Source organism: Methylosinus sp. R-45379, assembly GCF_001644125.1.
GTDB lineage: Bacteria > Pseudomonadota > Alphaproteobacteria > Rhizobiales > Beijerinckiaceae > Methylosinus.
Genome location: NZ_LUUM01000266.1, coordinates 1 through 14,810, shown reverse-complemented (window position 1 = coordinate 14,810; position 14,810 = coordinate 1). Strand labels below are relative to the sequence as shown.

Sequence of the window (14,810 nt, the reverse complement as noted above, 5' to 3'; positions counted from 1 at the left end):
AGGTCGAGAAAATGGCGACGGGGCGCGAGGCTCCATTGGGCGCTTTCCGCGTCGTCGGCGCGATGCGGACGGACGTCGGCCGCGTGCGCTCCTCCAATGAGGATAGCGTCGCCTTTGTCGCGCCCGCGCCGGGCGCGCCGGAGGCGAGACAGGGCTATCTCGCCATCGTCGCTGACGGCATGGGCGGCCACGCCGCCGGCGAGGTGGCGAGCGCGCTCGCGACGGAAGTCGTGCGGCGCGTGTTCTACTCGCTCGACGTCGAGCCGCCGCGCGCGTTGAAGGCGGCCTTCGAGGCCGCCAATCGCGCCATCTTCGAGCAGAGCGCGCGCGAGCCCGAATGCAAGGGCATGGGCACGACCTGCACAGCTGTCGTCATTCGCGACGGAAGACTGTGGCTCGCCCATGTCGGCGACAGCCGCGCCTATATGCTGCGCGGCCGTGAGGTGACGCAGCTCTCCGACGATCAGACGCTCCACGCGCAATTGGTGCGCGAGGGTGTGATGACGCAGGAGGAGGCCGAGCGCAGCCCCGGCGGCAATGTCATTCTGCAGGCGGTGGGAACGCGCAAGGAGGTCGCGCCGACCATATGGTCCGAGGGTCTGCCGCTCGCGATCGGCGACGCGATCATTCTGTGCTCGGACGGCCTCTCCAATCTCGTTTCCGAGGCGGAGCTCGCCGCCGTCGTTCCCGATCGCGCGCCGCAGGACTCCTGCCATTTGCTGGTGGAGGCCGCCCTCGCGGCGGGCGGGCACGACAATATTTCCGTCGGCGTGTTTCAGATCGTCGCGCCGCCGCCGGGGGCGCGCGATCAGGCTGCGACGCAGAAGATTCCCGTCGTCGCGGACGGCGCGCCGCCGACGCGCGTCATCGTCGTTCGATAGAGGCACAGCGTCATGAGCGACCAGAGAATGATCGGCCATTACCGGATCGTCGAGCTGCTCGGAACCGGCGCGATGGGCAAGGTGCATGTCGCCTTCGACACTTTCATCGATCGCGAGGTGGCGATCAAATCGCTGCGCCCCGAGCTGACGCAGGATCCCGAATTCGTCGGGCGCTTCAAGGCCGAGGCGCAGAGCCTCGCGCGCCTCAACCATCCCAATATCACCACGCTCTATTCGCTGCTGCCCGAGGGCAGCGAGCTCTATATGGTGATGGAGCTGGTGCGCGGCCGCGCGCTCGACGATGTGCTGCGCGAGCGCGGCGGACCGCTCGGCGTGAAGGAATGTCTCGCCATCATCTCGCAGGCGGCCGATGGCGTCGCCTATGCGCATCAGATGGGCGTGATCCATCGCGACATAAAGCCGTCCAATCTGATGATCGGCAATGACGGCCGCGTGAAGATCATGGATTTCGGCATCGCCCGCGTGCAAGGCAGCGTGCGCATGACGCGCGCCGGCACGGCGATCGGCACGCCGCTCTATATGGCTCCCGAGCAGCGTCGCGGCAGCGAGGGCGATGAGCGCAGCGATCTCTATGCGCTCGCCGTCGTTCTCTATGAGATTCTCTCCGGCGCAGCGCCCTTCGCCGGGTTCGACGAGGTGGAGCTGCTGCAAGCGCAGATCGGCAGAGATCCGCCGCCGCTGGTGCCGCGCATTCCTGGCGTGACGCCGGAGCTGGAAGCCGCGCTCATGAAGGCGCTCGCCAAACGGCCGGAGCAGCGCTATCCGTCGATCCGCGCCTTCAGCGACGCCATTGGCGCGACCGTCTTGCGCGTCGACGCCACATCCATTGTGCAGAGCCCGGCTCATCTTCTCGATAGGGCGACGCAGACGAGCGCGAGCGCCGGCTCCGCCGCCTCTCTGCCGTCCGTCGCTCTGGCCGTCGCCAAGAGCCGTTCGAGCTCGCTGGTGCGACGCTTCAAATCGCTGCATCCGGCGCTGCAGGGCGTGTCCGTGGCGGTTCTTGCGTTCGCGGCCGTCGCGCCTCTGCTGTTCAGCGGCGACGGCGGCGAGGGCCTCAACAGGAGGCGCGAGTTCGAGAAGGCCGAGCGCGAGCGCCGCACGACCGCGGAGCTCGAGAGCGAGCGTCGCCAGACGGCAAAGACTCTGGATTTCGGCCAGACCGGCGAGATCAAGCCGGTGCGAAACGAGATCGAGCGTCTGGCCGCGCCGACGAATGATGCGCCGCCAGCCAAGCCCAAATGCAATGAAGGCTTCAGCATCGCCGATTGCCAGCCCTCGACAGTGCCCGGCCAGAAGACCGCGGCCGTCGAGCAGGCGTCCCTGGGCACGTCTTCGACGATCGCCGATCTACGCAGAGCGGTGAAGGAGAAAGAGTTCGACCGCGCTTCGTCGATCGGCGAGTCTCTCGCCGCTTCAGGCGAGCGCGAGGCGCAATTCATCATCGGCATGATTGCGCTGAAAGGGCAGGGGCGGCCGCAACATCTTCCGACAGCCTTCAAATGGATCAAGAAAGCCGCCGACAAAGACTTCCCCGAGGCGCAGGCGGTGCTCGGCAATATGTATCAGAACGGCGACGCCGACGGCGGCGAGAATGTCGAGGAGGCCCTGCGCTGGTATAAGAAAGCGGCGGACCAGAATAATCCGCGCGGCCAATTCTGGCTGGGCAAGGCCTTTGAGAAGGGCGTGCCCAATGTGCTGAAGAAAGACGCGAAAAAGGCGGGCGATCTGTTTCGCCTCGCCAAGACCCAGGATTTTCCGGGCGCTGCGGAGGCGCTCGAGGCGCTCCGCAAATCTGGCAAATATTGACGCTGCGCTTGGCAGATCAGTAATCCGCCTTGCCGAGCCCGGTCGCGCCTTTGGTGGATGTTCCGCCGCCATTATCGCCGCCGCCTCCGCCTCCGCCGCCATGACGGCCGCGCCGTGAGGCGTGACGCGCGTCGCCGCCGCCGCTTTGATGGTGCCCGACATGGCGCGCGGGTCTGCGCGGGCGATAGCTGCCTCCGCCTCCGCCGCCATAACCGCCGCCTGTCGGCCCGAGATGCAGCCGGAAGGGGCCGAAGCCGATATATTGCGCATTGGCGGAACCGGCGTCGAGCGCGGCGATGGGCAGCGCGAGGAGCCCCGTCAGCAGCCCACGGCGGGAGAGTTTCGGCAAATCCTTCGATGAGGATTCGTAATGCTGTTCGCCACTATTTTCGTCGATCATCTTCGCCAGCCTGAAAAATTCCCCGCTTGAACTATCAGGTGCGGCCTCGACATTGTCAAACGCGCTCTGCCTCGCTCGCGGCGCGACAATTCGGGTCGCGCCGCGGCTCAGCCAAATCTACCAGCCCCAGCCCCAGCCGCCGAAGCTCGCGCCGATGAGGCCATAGCCGGCGCCGTAGCCTCCTCCGTAGCCGCTATAGCCGTACGGGTAGCCATAGCCGTAGGAGTAGGCAGGATAAGCGATCACCGGCGTCGCCACCACCTCAGGCTGGGCCACATAGACCGTCCGGCGCTCGACGATGCGGCGCACATAGCTCGTCCTGTGCTCGCAAGTCGGCTGCTCATATTGCGGCTCGTACTCGGTTCTGTCCTCGCAAACTTGCCGACAGCGCTTCTCCTTGGCGACGGCGGCGTCGGCGCCGAGCGCGCCGATGACGAGCGCCGAGGCGCAGATCAACGACAATCTGACGACTGTGCTCATGATGCGGTTCTCCTTCGTCTGCGCTTGGAACGAATGTGCGCGAACGCGGTTGAACCTATGTCGCCGATCCGCAGCGGCGAGTGCGTTTCTTTCGATGCGACGCAGCGATGAGTCTTTTGACGAAAATCAAATTCGTAGCGTTTTGTCTGAGATTTTCGTGATTGCGGTCGATTGACGCTGCGGCCACGCGCGCGCTCGTCGCGCGCCGCCGAAGGCCTAATGTCTCATGCAAGCCTGGCGTCTCGAAATATCGCACAGGCGACTGGAGGAATCGGCAATGTCCATTTACGGAGCCAATGATCCGATCGTTTTCACCTTGCTCGCGGAAGCCGTGGTGATCGCTGTCGCCGCCGTGTCGATCGTCGGCTATCTGCTGTTCAAAGCCGGCGCTAGCGCCTTGAGCAGGCCGCACGCGCATTGAGCGCCGAAAGCTGAGCGAGCCGACCCCGCCCTTCGGCGGGATCGGCGCTGCCGTTTCGACTAGAAGTGATAGTTGAGGCCGCCGCGGATCGTCGATGTGTCGATATTCGTCTGCAGCGAATTGGCCGAGAAATCGAAATAGCGATCGCCGCCGACCGAGGTGAAGAGATATTCAGCCTTGGCGGAGAGATTGGGCGCGAGGCCGAATTCTATGCCGGCGCCGAGCGCCCAGCCGGCGAGGAATTTCGACTGCTGGCCGTAGAAGCCCTGGAAGGCGTTGTTCACGCTCGCCGTCGTGTTGCTGCCGGCGAAGCCGCCGGTGACGAACAGCAGTGCGCGATCGACAGTGACGCCGGCGCGCGCGCGAATGGTGAGCGTGTTGTCGACGGAGCCATTGCCGGAGACGCCGGCGAAAGGCGAGCGCCCGTCCTTCGAGCTGTTGAAATCGAAGTCGCCTTCGACGCCGACGAGGAAGTTGGGCGCGAAGGTGAGATTATAGCCGGCCGTGCCGCCGACGACCCACCCGTTCGGCTGGCCGAGCAGATTGCTGCTTCCGTTCTGGAACGAGCCCAGCGCATAGCCGCCGTTGATGCCGATGTAGAAGCCCTGCCAGGTGAAGGCGGGCGGCGGGCTGTAATAATCAGTGGCGGGGGCGGAGCGCCGCGGCAGATCGGCGGCGAGGGCGGAGGCGCCGGCGCAGAGCAGGGCGGGCGCCAGCAGCGCGGGAAGCAGCATAGGTCTCATCGAACTCGACTCCACATTCGCGCGCCTTTAAGGGCCTTCGGCTCGCGGTCACAAAACTCGGCGCGGGCGAGTGGCAAGGCCCAGCCAGAGCTCAGTCGAATTAAAATCGTTCACGTTAACGGAACCTTTCCTCGCCCGAGCCCGCGCTCGCGGCGAAGCAAAACCACAGCGCGCTGTAAGGTATTGATTGTGTCGAAACCATGTTATATTTAGAATTAACCGAGCCATTCTGGCCATTATCCATTTTCTCTCGATCATCACGTCGCATAGTGCCGTTGAGATTGCCTAATAATTCGTAAAATCGTCCGCGGTTACGTCTCGGCGGCGCATTGACCGCGCCGGCGCGGCGTGAGAATTGCCTTGCACGGCGGCAAGATGGGGATTCGGGCGATGAGCGCTGGCGGCGCAGGCGGTTCGGGGCCGGTTCTGGTGACGGGCGCGGCGCGGCGGATCGGCTTGGCGATCGCCGCGCGGCTGGCACATTGCGGGCGCCCGGTGGTGCTGCATGCCTCGCATCGCTCCTTAGAGGAGGCGGAGCTCGCCGCCACGGCGATCCGCGCCAAGGGCGGCCGCGCGGCGGTGGTCGGCGCCGATCTCTCCGACGCGCGCGAGACAGAGGCGCTGATGGGGCTCGCCGCGCGCGCTTTCGGGCCGGTGACGCTGCTCGTCAACAACGCCTCTGTGTTCGAGCTCGACGCCGCGCAGGATTTCTCGGTCGAAGTGTTCGATCGGCAATTCGCCGTCGATCTGCGCGCACCGCTGCTGCTGGCGCGGGACATGGCCGCGCAATTGCCGGAGGAGGCGGAAGGGGCGATCGTCAATATCGTCGATCAGCGCGTGTTTCGGCTAACGCCGCGCTACTTCACCTATACGCTGGCGAAGTCCGCTCTGTGGACGGCGACGCGCACCATGGCGCAGGCTTTCGCGCCGCGCATTCGCGTCAACGCCGTGGGGCCGGGGCCGGTGTTTCCCAACGCCGTGCATGGGCAAAAAGGTTTCGAGACGGAGGCGCGCGGCGTGCCGCTGCGCCGTCCGGCGGATGTATCCAGCGTCGTCGACGCGGTGGTGTTTCTCGCTGAGGCGCGCAGCGTCACCGGGCAGATGATCGCCGTGGACGGCGGCCAGCATCTCGCCTGGGAAACGCCCGACGTGCTGCCAGATTAGCGCGTCGCCGGGCAATTAGCGTCACCGGGCATGACAAAGCCTTCGCGATAGGGGAAAAGGCGCGAATGCGTCCCTCGATCCTCGATCCGCTGTTCGGCCGCGCCGCCGCCCTTCCGGGCATAGGCCCCAAGACGGCCAAGCATTTCGACCGGCTGCTCGCCCGGCCGGGCAAGGAGACGCGTCTTATCGACGTGCTGTTTCATCTGCCGATCAATCTCGTCGACCGCAGCCTGCGCCCCACCATCGCCGAAGCGCCGACGGATCGCGTCGTCGTGCTGAAAGTGCGCGTCACCGAGCATCGTAAGCCACAGGGGCGCTACGCGAAGGCGCCGTTCAAAGTTCATGTCGAGGACGACACCGGCGACGCGGAGTTGGTCTTCTTCCTCTCCAACGCCGAATGGATCGAGCGCAGCCTGCCCATAGGCGCGACGCGCTGGGTCTCCGGCAAGATCGAGCTCTATGACGGGCGCCGGCAGATCGTGCATCCGGATCGCGTGCTGGACGAGGCCGGCCTCGCCAAGCTGCCGCCGGCGGAGGCGGTGCATGGCCTCACAGAAGGCCTGCAAGAGCGTTTCGTGCAGCGCGCCGTCGCCGGAGCGCTCGAGCGGCTGCCCAAGCTGCCGGAGTGGCAGGACGCCTCCGTGCTGGCGGCCAATGGACTTCCCGATTTCGCGACAGCGCTCGCCGCGGCCCAAAACCCCAAGTCGCCGGCCGATATCGAGCCCGCCGGCAAGGCGCGCCAGCGTCTCGCACTGGACGAGTTGCTGTCGCAGCAATTGGCGCTGCGGCTCATCCGCTCGAAGATGCGGCGCGAGCCGGGCCGCGAGAACGCCGGCGACGGACGCATCACGCGCGTCATAGAGGCGGCGTTGCCCTATGCGCTCACCGGCGCGCAGCAGCGCGCGCTCGTCGAGATACGCGAGGATCTCGCCTCCTCGCGGCGCATGCTGCGGCTGCTGCAAGGCGATGTCGGCGCCGGCAAGACCATTGTCGCTCTGCTCGCAATGGCCAGCGTCGTCGAATGTGGCCGCCAGGCGGCGCTGATGGCGCCGACGGAAATTCTCGCGCGCCAACATTACGAGCGCCTGCTGCCGCTCGCCGAAGCCGCCGGCCTGCGCCTTTGCCTGCTCACCGGCAGAGCCAAGCCCTCCGAGCGCGCACGAATCTACGAGACCATAGCGGCGGGCGCCGTCGATATCGTCATCGGCACTCATGCTCTGGTGCAGAGCGAGCTCGCCTTCGCCGATCTCGGCCTCGCCGTCGTCGACGAGCAGCATCGTTTCGGCGTGCAGCAGCGTTTGGCGCTCGGCTCCAAGGGCGAGAGCGTCGATGTTCTGGTGATGACGGCGACGCCCATTCCGCGCTCGTTGGCGCTCACCTATTTCGGCGATATGGACAGTTCCATCCTCGACGAGAAGCCGCCCGGCCGCTCGCCCATCGACACGCGCGCGCTGCCGGTGTCACGCATCGGCGATGTGGTGGAGGGCGTGCGCCGCGCTCTCGCCTCCGGCGCGCGCGTCTATTGGGTGTGCCCGCTGGTGGAGGAGAATGAGGACCTCGATCTCGCCGCTGCGCAGGATCGTCACGAGGATCTGACGCGCATTTTCGGCGAGATCGTCGGCCTCGTTCACGGCCGCATGAAAGCCCCGGAGCGCGACGCCGCAATGGAAGCGTTCAAGCAGGGCGTAACGCGCATTCTCGTCGCCACCACGGTCATAGAGGTCGGCGTCGATGTGCCGGAGGCGACGGTCATGGTGATCGAGCACGCCGAGCGTTTCGGCCTCGCGCAATTGCATCAGCTGCGCGGGCGCGTCGGCCGCGGCTCGGGCAAATCCTCCTGCCTGCTGCTCTACAAAGGCCCGCTCGGCGAGACGGCCAAGGCGCGGCTGGTGATGCTGCGCCAGACCGAGGACGGATTCCGCATAGCGGAGGAGGATTTGCGCCTGCGCGGGGAGGGGGAAATTCTCGGCGCGCGGCAATCCGGCCTGCCGGGCTTCCGCCTGGCCGATCTCACAGCCCATGCGCGGCTGCTGGCCATAGCGCGCGACGACGTCGAGCTGACCCTGCGCCGTGACCCGGACCTCTCCAGCCCGCGGGGCGAGGCGCTGAGGGTTCTGCTCTATCTCTTCGAGCGCGACGAGGCGGTGAAGCTGCTGCGGGCGGGATGAGCGCGCCGGGCCTTTATCGGGAGCGCCATTGCGCGTAAATTCCGAACCTGCGCCGCTAAAGCGGCGAAAATGAAAAAAACGGGCGGCGAGCGCCCGTAAAGGGAGAGCGAATTGTCCTATCTGCACACGATCTGGAGCCAATTGTCGTGGAGCGACAAATGGGTCCTCGCCATCAACGTCTTTCTCGCGGTCATCTTCTTCGCGTCCTGGCGGAACAAGAAGCGCCGCCAGAAGCAGGGCGAGTGAACGCGCTCAGACGGCGCCGCGCAGGTTCGCCGCCGTCTGGCCGAAGAGGATTTTGCGCTCCTCTTCCGTGAAGCCGTCGCGCGGGCGGGAGAGGGCTTCGCCTTTCGCATAGGCGCGCTCGACCGCCGGCCGCGCGCGCATCGCCTCGAACCAGCGCCGCACATTGGGAAAGTCGTCGAGAGACTGTCCCTGCCGCTCATAAGGAACGATCCAGGGATAAGCGGCCATATCGGCGATGGAGTAATCATCGGCGATGTAGTCTCGTCCAGCGAGGCGCTTGTCCAGCACGCCATAGAGGCGATTGGTCTCGTTCACATAGCGATCGATTGCGTAGGGAATCTTCTCCGGCGCGTAATTGCGGAAATGATGGTTCTGCCCCGCCATGGGGCCGAGCCCGCCGACCTGCCAGAACAGCCATTCGAGCACGCGCGCGCGGCCGCGCAGATCGCTCGGCAGAAAGCGCCCCGTCTTCTCGGCGAGATAGACGAGGATCGCGCCGGATTCGAACAGCGAGACCGCGGCGCCGCCGTCGGCCGGCGCATGGTCGACGATGGCCGGCATGCGATTATTCGGCGAGATGGCGAGAAAGGCGGGAGAAAATTGCTCGCCCTTCGATATGTCGACGGGGATGATTTTATAGGCGAGCCCCGCCTCCTCGAGAAAGATCGTGATCTTGTGGCCATTGGGCGTGGGCCAAAAATGGAGGTCGATCATATGAGGTCTCCGTGTCGTGCGAGGACGGGCTACTCGCTATTCGCTCGTCCCAACGGAATCGTGACATAGAAAGTCGATCCTTGTCCCGGCTGCGATGTCACCGACAGCCGCCAGCCATGGCGATCGGCGATGGATCTGCAGATCGCGAGGCCTATGCCGGTGCCGGGATATTTGCCCTTGGGATGCAGCCGCTTGAACGGCTCGAAAACGAGCTGCGCATATTTGCTCTCGAAGCCTATGCCATTATCGACGAAGGCGACGACGATCTCGCGCTCGTTCTGCGTCGCCTGAATGACGATCTCCGGCGCGCAATCTTGCTTGCGATATTTGAGCGCGTTGGAGACGATATTATGCGTCAGCCGCGCGAATTGCGAGCGGTCGGCGCGAAAGGCGACATGCGGCGCCTCTATGCGCATGCGTGCGCCGCTCTCCGCGATCGCCTCGGAGAGGTCGTCGACAGCGAGGTCTATTTCGTCGCGCAGATCGAGCTCCTGCACATTCTGCGCATCGTTGATCGCGCGCGAATAGGTGAGGAGATCGTCGACCAGCTCGCGCGCGCGCAGCGCCGAGGAGCGCATCACGCTATTGGCGTAGCTCATGTCGTTCTCATTGGCGCTGGAGATCGCCTGCTCGAGAATATCCGCGAAAGCGGCGATCTTGCGCAGCGGCTCCTGCAGATCATGGGAGGCGACATAGGCGAATTGCGCCAGACGCTCATTGGCGCGCTCTAGCTCCGCCGCGCGCTGCGACAGCGCATTCTCCGCCTCGCGCCGCGCAGTGATGTCGAGCACGGTCGCCAGCACGATCGCGCCGCTCTCGCTCTCGATCGGCGTCAGCCCGATCTCGACTGGAAACTCGCTGCCGTCGCGCCGCGTCGCCTTCAGATCGCGGCCGGCGCCCATCGGCCGCTTGCTCGGATGCGCGAGAAAGCTCTGGCGCAAGGAGGAATGCGCCGCCCGCATGCGCGCGGGGACGAGAATATCGATGGACTTTCCAACCAGTTCGTCGCTACGATAACCGAACATACGCTCGGTCTCCGCGTTGACGAATTGGATGAGTCCATCGGCGCTGCTGACGATCATGGCGGCAGGCGCCGACTCTACCGCGAGGCGAAAATGATCGTCGCCTATGCTGTCGAAGCTCATCCTCGCACCCCTCGTCGCGCGCATTTGGTAGCGCTCGTTGCTGCGCGCGGGGCGACCGCATCCTATTTATAGGAAACAGCGTCTGAGAAACGAGCGCAAGTCGAGAAGATGGGGATTGTGATGTCCGCTGTCGAGACGAAGAATCGGGCCTGCCGCGTATTGATCATCGAGGACGATCAGGACGACGTCTTCCTGTTCAAGCGAGCCCTCGATTCCGTGCGCTCCTTGCTGGAGCGCGACATCGAATGCGAGCAGGTCGACAATGGGCTGGACGCGATCTTTCTCGTGTCGCGCGAGGAGATCACGGACAAGCTTCCGGATGTGCTGGTGCTGGACCTCAACATGCCGCGGCTCGATGGCGTGAAGTTCTTGAAGTCGCTGCGCCGCTCGCTTCTGCTGAAGGAGCTGCCGGTTTTCGTGCTGACAACCTCCACCGCGCCGTCGATCCATGAGGAGGCGATGCGGGCCGGCGCCGACAAGGTGTTCGTCAAGCCCAATGACGCTGAGGCGCTGCTCGCCATCGCGCTGGAGATCGTGAGCTCGGCGTTGGAGCGGCGCGGCGAGCCGGCGACGCGTCAGTAATACCAGAGGCCGTCGTGCAGCCCGCGCGGCGATGGCGGCGGCGCCTGGCGCGGCGGCGGATTGACGTAATCGCCGCCGCCATAACCGCCGCCGTAAGGCGCGCCATAGCCGTAAGGCGCCGGGCCGCCGGCGTTCTGGCCCGAGGGAGGGGCGTATCTCTGCCGCTCGCGCTGAAGCCGGCGCTGCTCGCGCGCCCGCTCGCGCGCCTCCCATAGATCGCGTCGCTGCTCGGCGGCCTGCGCGCGCGAAGGCCCCGCGCCGCCCTCGCGGTCCCGCGCGAATGGCTCTGCGAGCGCCGAGGTCGCGATTGCGACGCCTGCGAAGACGATCGATGCGACGAGCAGGGCTTTCGACATGGGACGCCTCCGATTGCGAATGGAAGCCTAGTCTAGACCATGGCGCGGCCGCTGGCCGGCGGCGCAAACGGATGTGGTTAAGCTCCTCTCTCTCGCTTGCGCGCGCCGCAACGCTTTTTTCAGCCTTTGCTGGAAGTGTCACAGATCTCGCCGCCCGAGGCGGCGGCTTGTTTTTCGCGATGTGATGCGAAAATTCCTTTTGTGGAGCGGCGCCATGATGACGCTTGATCCGACGACGTTCGATCCCGCCGGCGACAACGCCGCGAATCGAATCGCCTGCGCCTGTCTGCCGCCGCCGACGACGCGTTGGGTGGTGCGCCGCAAGGCCGAGGTGGTGGCGGCGGTGCGTAGCGGCGTCGTCTCGCTCGACGAGGTCTGTCGGCGCTATTCGTTGACGCCGGACGAGTTCAATGCCTGGGCGAGCTTCATCGACCGCCATGGCGTCGATAGCTTGCGCACGACTCGTCTGCAATATTATCGCCGCCGCGCGGCGCGGCTCGCCGCCGGCAAGCGTTGACCTGTCAGCCCTGCGGCTTGTGCTCGATCCGCAGGGCCTCGCCGGCATGATGGGCGAGCGCGGTCTGAATCGGTCCCGCCAGCGCCGCCAGCAGCCAGGGCAGCCAGATCTCTATGCGCAGCGAATCGGCGAGCACCTCTATGCGCGCCTGCATATTGTGGCCGAAGGCGCCGACCTTCAGATCGGCGGCGTTCCCGGTCCAGACGACCTCGGAATGCGCGAGCTTGTCCACATAGTCCCGCCGCAGCTGCTCGAGCCCAGCGGCGACGCGCGCCCGCGCGGTCTCGACGCCGAGATCATGGCTAACGCTGATGACGATGGATTTTTGCATAGCGAGGCTCCCGTGCCGCCAATCTAGGCACCGCGGGGCGGATTTCACAGGGGCGGGATGATTACTGGCTCCCCGAGCAGGACTCGAACCTGCGACCCAGCGATTAACAGTCGCTTGCTCTACCGGCTGAGCTATCGGGGAACGGTGCCGGGCATATAGCAAGCTCTAAGCACTCTTGCCAAGCCCTGTTCTCCGCCTTTCTCGATTTCTTTCGGGCTTCCCACAAGCCATTCAATCGGCAGGGGGAAAAAGCGCGAGTGTCGCTACTATGTCATTCTGCGACGGCAGGCCCGCCTCATTGCCCAGGTGCTGAATCTTATATCCCGAGGCCGCGCGGGCGAAGTGGAAGTGCTCGCGCCAGGGCGCTTCCGGCCGCTGGAGATAGGACGCCATATAGGCGCCGTGGAACACATCGCCCGCGCCGGATGTGTCGACGATGCGCTCCGCCGGCACGGGGAGCGAGGGCAGGCGCTGCACCTCGCCATTCTCGTCGTACCAGAGCATGCCGCGCTCGCCATTGGTGACGCCGCCGATGCGGCAGCCCTTGCTCTTCAAAAAGGCCAGCATGTCGGCCTCCGAGAGCGTCATCTGCTCGCAGAGCCGCTCGGCGACGATGGCGACGTCGATGAATTCCAGCAGATCGGTGATTCCCGACCGCAGCGCGCCGCCGTCAAGCGAGGTCAACGCGCCCGATTCGCGGCAGGCGCGCGCGTAATGGAGAGCCGCGTCGGCGATATGCCCGTCGCTGTGCAGGGCGCGGACTCCGGTCAGATCGAGACGCGGGAAGTCCTCGAGGAAATTATTGTCGCGGGCGCGCAGAATCGCGCGCTTGCCGTCCTTGGGCAGCACGAAGGACAGGGACGAGCGGCGCACCCGGCGCGGATGCACGCGCAGCCCATAGGTCGCGGCCATATCCATGAACATATGGCCGAGCCAGTCGGGCGCGAGCTGCGTCAGCAGATCGACGCCGTCGCCGACCAGCTTGGAGCAGGCGAAGGCGGCGGTCACGGCGTTGCCGCCGAAGGAGACGGCGTAATCCTCCGCCACATCCTTCTCGTCGCCCTTGGGCATGACCTGCGTGCGCATGGTCACGTCGATATAGGAATGGCCGATGAACAGAGACTGCAATCGAGGACTCCGAAAGGAGGAGCGGAGGAGGGGGCGCCGTCAGACCGAGAAGCTGGAGCCGCAGCCGCAGGAGGCGGTGGCGTTGGGATTCTCGACGCGGAAGGATTGGCCCATCAGATCCTCGACATAATCGACGCGCGCGCCGGCTATATAGGCAGCAGAAATCGAATCGATGACGAGCTTCGCCCCATCGCGCTCGACGACGATATCGTCCAGCTTGGGCTCTGTCTCGACCGTATAGGCGTATTGAAGGCCGGAGCAGCCGCCGCCGTCGACCGAAAGCCGCAGCGCCGTCGCATCGGCCTCGCCGGCGAGAATGGCGTGAATGCGCTCGGCCGCACGCTCGCTCATTTCGATCTTCGCAATCGTCGCGGTGTCGCTCATCTTGGGGCGCCTTCCTCTTTCTTGGTTTTTTCCGCGCCGGCCAGCTCGCTTGCGCTCCCTGGGTCGGGCGGGATATGCGAAGCGAAAATATGGCCGCCCGCGTAACCTTGCAATGACAGGAGCAGACGATTGGCGATCGAAGATCCCGCCGTCCGCGTCCGCGCCCCCTACGCCAGCGATCCTGCGGCCTCGCGCGGGCGCTTGTTTCCCGAATCGGCCTCGCCGACGCGCAGCGAGTTCCAGCGCGACCGTGACCGTATCATCCATTCGACGGCCTTTCGCCGCCTCGCGCATAAGACGCAGGTCTTCGTGCCGCTGGATGGCGATCATTTCCGCACGCGGCTGACCCATACGATCGAGGTGGGGCAGATCGCCCGCGCGCTGGCCCGCGCGCTGGCGCTGGACGAGGACCTCGCCGAGGCGGTGGCGCTGGCCCATGATCTCGGCCATACGCCCTTCGGCCATGCCGGCGAGCATGCGCTTCAGCGCTGCATGGAGGCCTATGGCGGCTTCGATCACAACGCCCAGGCTCTACGCGTCGTCACTTTGCTCGAGCGCCGCTACGCGCGCTATGACGGGCTGGACCTCACCTTCGAGACGCTGGAAGGCCTCGTCAAGCACAATGGACCTTTGCGCGGCCCGCGCTCGAATCGCGCGCTCGCTCCTTATGTGGCGGAGTTCGACGCGCTGTTTCCGCTGGAGCTGGACAGTTTCGCAGGCGCAGAGGCGCAGGCGGCCGCTCTCGCCGACGATATCGCCTATGACGCCCATGACATAGACGATGGGCTGCGCGCCGGCCTGTTCTCGCTCGAGGATATCGCCGCCGTGCCCTTCATCGGCGTGATGCTGGACGAGATACGCGCCGTCTATGGCGCGCTGGAGCGCACGCGGGTCATTCACGAGCTGGGCCGGCGCGTCATCACCCGCTTTGTCGAGGACGCCATCATCCAATCGGAGAAGCGCCTGCGCCTCGTCGGGGCGAAAAGCGTCGAGGATGTGCGCCGCGCCGGCGTGGCGACGATCGCCTTCTCGCCGCCCATGGCCGAGGCCGATCGCTCGATCAAGGCCTTTCTCTTCCCCAAAATGTATCGGCATGAGAAAGTCGTGGGCGTCTGGGACCGCGCCGAGCAGGTCATCTCGCGGCTTTTCCCCGTCTATTTCGACGATCCGGCGCAAATGCCGCCGGAATGGGCCGAGCTCGCCCGCGTCGAGGAGAGCGCCGCCCGCGCCCGCCATGTCGCCGATTACATCGCCGGAATGACCGACCGCTACGCGCTCGGCGAATATCGCAAGCTGTTCGGGGAGAAAATGTCCTTGGGCTGA

General features: G+C 65.5%; 18 protein-coding genes and 1 tRNA gene. 9 read left to right on the top strand and 10 right to left on the bottom strand.

From position 1 onward, the window contains the following. Window positions 1-11 precede the first annotated feature (11 nt). Both A1351_RS15945 and A1351_RS15940 read left to right on the top strand, forming a co-directional pair. Window positions 12-881: a protein phosphatase 2C domain-containing protein gene (locus A1351_RS15945; protein WP_024879857.1), complete on the top strand. Its 870-nt coding sequence runs from the start codon at window positions 12-14 to the stop codon at window positions 879-881. Between the two features lie 12 nt (window positions 882-893). Further along, window positions 894-2,708: a serine/threonine-protein kinase gene (locus A1351_RS15940; protein ID WP_064033437.1), complete on the top strand. Its 1,815-nt coding sequence runs from the start codon at window positions 894-896 to the stop codon at window positions 2,706-2,708. Window positions 2,709-2,724: 16 nt separating this feature from the next. Here A1351_RS15940 and A1351_RS15935 read toward each other — a convergent pair whose 3' ends face one another. Then, window positions 2,725-3,108 carry a hypothetical protein gene (locus A1351_RS15935; RefSeq protein WP_024879859.1) on the bottom strand — a complete coding sequence of 128 codons (384 nt, stop codon included), beginning with the start codon at window positions 3,106-3,108 and terminating at the stop codon, window positions 2,725-2,727. Between the two features lie 117 nt (window positions 3,109-3,225). Next, window positions 3,226-3,588, bottom strand: coding sequence for a hypothetical protein (locus A1351_RS15930; RefSeq protein WP_064033436.1), 363 nt, complete (start codon window positions 3,586-3,588; stop codon window positions 3,226-3,228). Window positions 3,589-3,865: 277 nt separating this feature from the next. On the opposite strand from A1351_RS15930, the gene A1351_RS25455 reads away from it, so the two are divergent. After that, window positions 3,866-4,009 (top strand): hypothetical protein, encoded by a 144-nt coding sequence (locus tag A1351_RS25455; protein WP_198022764.1) that lies wholly within the window; start codon window positions 3,866-3,868, stop codon window positions 4,007-4,009. A gap of 59 nt (window positions 4,010-4,068) precedes the next feature. Here A1351_RS25455 and A1351_RS15925 read toward each other — a convergent pair whose 3' ends face one another. Next, window positions 4,069-4,752 carry an outer membrane protein gene (locus A1351_RS15925; protein ID WP_245267298.1) on the bottom strand — a complete coding sequence of 228 codons (684 nt, stop codon included), beginning with the start codon at window positions 4,750-4,752 and terminating at the stop codon, window positions 4,069-4,071. A 390-nt stretch (window positions 4,753-5,142) separates the two neighbouring features. Here A1351_RS15925 and A1351_RS15920 point away from each other — a divergent pair, with 390 nt between their 5' ends. From A1351_RS15920 to A1351_RS26010, 3 genes are all read left to right on the top strand, one after another. After that, window positions 5,143-5,916: an SDR family oxidoreductase gene (locus tag A1351_RS15920; protein ID WP_024879863.1), complete on the top strand. Its 774-nt coding sequence runs from the start codon at window positions 5,143-5,145 to the stop codon at window positions 5,914-5,916. Window positions 5,917-5,981: 65 nt separating this feature from the next. Next, window positions 5,982-8,084: an ATP-dependent DNA helicase RecG gene (gene recG, locus A1351_RS15915; protein WP_024879864.1), complete on the top strand. Its 2,103-nt coding sequence runs from the start codon at window positions 5,982-5,984 to the stop codon at window positions 8,082-8,084. Between the two features lie 111 nt (window positions 8,085-8,195). Continuing rightward, window positions 8,196-8,330 carry a hypothetical protein gene (locus A1351_RS26010; protein WP_256388647.1) on the top strand — a complete coding sequence of 45 codons (135 nt, stop codon included), beginning with the start codon at window positions 8,196-8,198 and terminating at the stop codon, window positions 8,328-8,330. A 6-nt stretch (window positions 8,331-8,336) separates the two neighbouring features. Here A1351_RS26010 and A1351_RS15910 read toward each other — a convergent pair whose 3' ends face one another. Together A1351_RS15910 and A1351_RS15905 are read right to left on the bottom strand one after the other, a co-directional pair. After that, window positions 8,337-9,044 carry a glutathione binding-like protein gene (locus A1351_RS15910; protein ID WP_026598556.1) on the bottom strand — a complete coding sequence of 236 codons (708 nt, stop codon included), beginning with the start codon at window positions 9,042-9,044 and terminating at the stop codon, window positions 8,337-8,339. Window positions 9,045-9,073: 29 nt separating this feature from the next. Beyond that, the gene (locus tag A1351_RS15905) at window positions 9,074-10,189 is read right to left on the bottom strand and encodes a PAS domain S-box protein (RefSeq protein ID WP_064033435.1); all 1,116 of its coding nucleotides are present in this window, start codon (window positions 10,187-10,189) and stop codon (window positions 9,074-9,076) included. Window positions 10,190-10,309: 120 nt separating this feature from the next. On the opposite strand from A1351_RS15905, the gene A1351_RS15900 reads away from it, so the two are divergent. Further along, window positions 10,310-10,771, top strand: coding sequence for a response regulator (locus A1351_RS15900; protein WP_018265133.1), 462 nt, complete (start codon window positions 10,310-10,312; stop codon window positions 10,769-10,771). Here the strand turns inward: A1351_RS15900 and A1351_RS15895 are convergent. Continuing rightward, entirely contained in the window at window positions 10,765-11,127 is a 363-nt protein-coding gene (locus A1351_RS15895; protein ID WP_024879867.1) for a hypothetical protein, read from the bottom strand. The genes A1351_RS15900 and A1351_RS15895 overlap by 7 nt on opposite strands. Before the next feature lie 214 nt (window positions 11,128-11,341). On the opposite strand from A1351_RS15895, the gene A1351_RS15890 reads away from it, so the two are divergent. Next, window positions 11,342-11,644 carry a DUF1153 domain-containing protein gene (locus A1351_RS15890; RefSeq protein WP_064033449.1) on the top strand — a complete coding sequence of 101 codons (303 nt, stop codon included), beginning with the start codon at window positions 11,342-11,344 and terminating at the stop codon, window positions 11,642-11,644. 4 nt (window positions 11,645-11,648) lie between these two features. Here A1351_RS15890 and A1351_RS15885 read toward each other — a convergent pair whose 3' ends face one another. From A1351_RS15885 to erpA, 4 genes are all read right to left on the bottom strand, one after another. Beyond that, window positions 11,649-11,975: a polyhydroxyalkanoic acid system family protein gene (locus tag A1351_RS15885; RefSeq protein ID WP_064033434.1), complete on the bottom strand. Its 327-nt coding sequence runs from the start codon at window positions 11,973-11,975 to the stop codon at window positions 11,649-11,651. A 65-nt stretch (window positions 11,976-12,040) separates the two neighbouring features. Continuing rightward, a tRNA-Asn gene (locus A1351_RS15880) sits at window positions 12,041-12,116 on the bottom strand. A gap of 90 nt (window positions 12,117-12,206) precedes the next feature. Further along, window positions 12,207-13,103: a sugar kinase gene (locus tag A1351_RS15875; protein WP_024879870.1), complete on the bottom strand. Its 897-nt coding sequence runs from the start codon at window positions 13,101-13,103 to the stop codon at window positions 12,207-12,209. Window positions 13,104-13,142: 39 nt separating this feature from the next. Beyond that, on the bottom strand, window positions 13,143-13,487 hold the full coding sequence (gene erpA / locus A1351_RS15870) for an iron-sulfur cluster insertion protein ErpA (protein WP_064033433.1): 345 nt from the start codon (window positions 13,485-13,487) through the stop codon (window positions 13,143-13,145). Between the two features lie 129 nt (window positions 13,488-13,616). Here erpA and A1351_RS15865 point away from each other — a divergent pair, with 129 nt between their 5' ends. Next, entirely contained in the window at window positions 13,617-14,810 is a 1,194-nt protein-coding gene (locus tag A1351_RS15865) for a deoxyguanosinetriphosphate triphosphohydrolase (protein ID WP_064033432.1), read from the top strand.

Bases quoted from the DNA above. Each gene is read 5' to 3' on its own strand.
- A1351_RS15945 (WP_024879857.1), top strand. From the start codon at position 12: ATGGCGACGGGGCGCGAGGCTCCATTGGGCGCTTTCCGCGTCGTCGGC.
- A1351_RS15940 (WP_064033437.1), top strand. From the start codon at position 894: ATGAGCGACCAGAGAATGATCGGCCATTACCGGATCGTCGAGCTGCTC.
- A1351_RS15935 (WP_024879859.1), bottom strand. From the start codon at position 3,108: ATGATCGACGAAAATAGTGGCGAACAGCATTACGAATCCTCATCGAAG.
- A1351_RS15930 (WP_064033436.1), bottom strand. From the start codon at position 3,588: ATGAGCACAGTCGTCAGATTGTCGTTGATCTGCGCCTCGGCGCTCGTC.
- A1351_RS25455 (WP_198022764.1), top strand. From the start codon at position 3,866: ATGTCCATTTACGGAGCCAATGATCCGATCGTTTTCACCTTGCTCGCG.
- A1351_RS15925 (WP_245267298.1), bottom strand. From the start codon at position 4,752: ATGAGACCTATGCTGCTTCCCGCGCTGCTGGCGCCCGCCCTGCTCTGC.
- A1351_RS15920 (WP_024879863.1), top strand. From the start codon at position 5,143: ATGAGCGCTGGCGGCGCAGGCGGTTCGGGGCCGGTTCTGGTGACGGGC.
- recG (WP_024879864.1), top strand. From the start codon at position 5,982: ATGCGTCCCTCGATCCTCGATCCGCTGTTCGGCCGCGCCGCCGCCCTT.
- A1351_RS15910 (WP_026598556.1), bottom strand. From the start codon at position 9,044: ATGATCGACCTCCATTTTTGGCCCACGCCCAATGGCCACAAGATCACG.
- A1351_RS15905 (WP_064033435.1), bottom strand. From the start codon at position 10,189: ATGAGCTTCGACAGCATAGGCGACGATCATTTTCGCCTCGCGGTAGAG.
- A1351_RS15900 (WP_018265133.1), top strand. From the start codon at position 10,310: ATGTCCGCTGTCGAGACGAAGAATCGGGCCTGCCGCGTATTGATCATC.
- A1351_RS15895 (WP_024879867.1), bottom strand. From the start codon at position 11,127: ATGTCGAAAGCCCTGCTCGTCGCATCGATCGTCTTCGCAGGCGTCGCA.
- A1351_RS15890 (WP_064033449.1), top strand. From the start codon at position 11,342: ATGATGACGCTTGATCCGACGACGTTCGATCCCGCCGGCGACAACGCC.
- A1351_RS15885 (WP_064033434.1), bottom strand. From the start codon at position 11,975: ATGCAAAAATCCATCGTCATCAGCGTTAGCCATGATCTCGGCGTCGAG.
- erpA (WP_064033433.1), bottom strand. From the start codon at position 13,487: ATGAGCGACACCGCGACGATTGCGAAGATCGAAATGAGCGAGCGTGCG.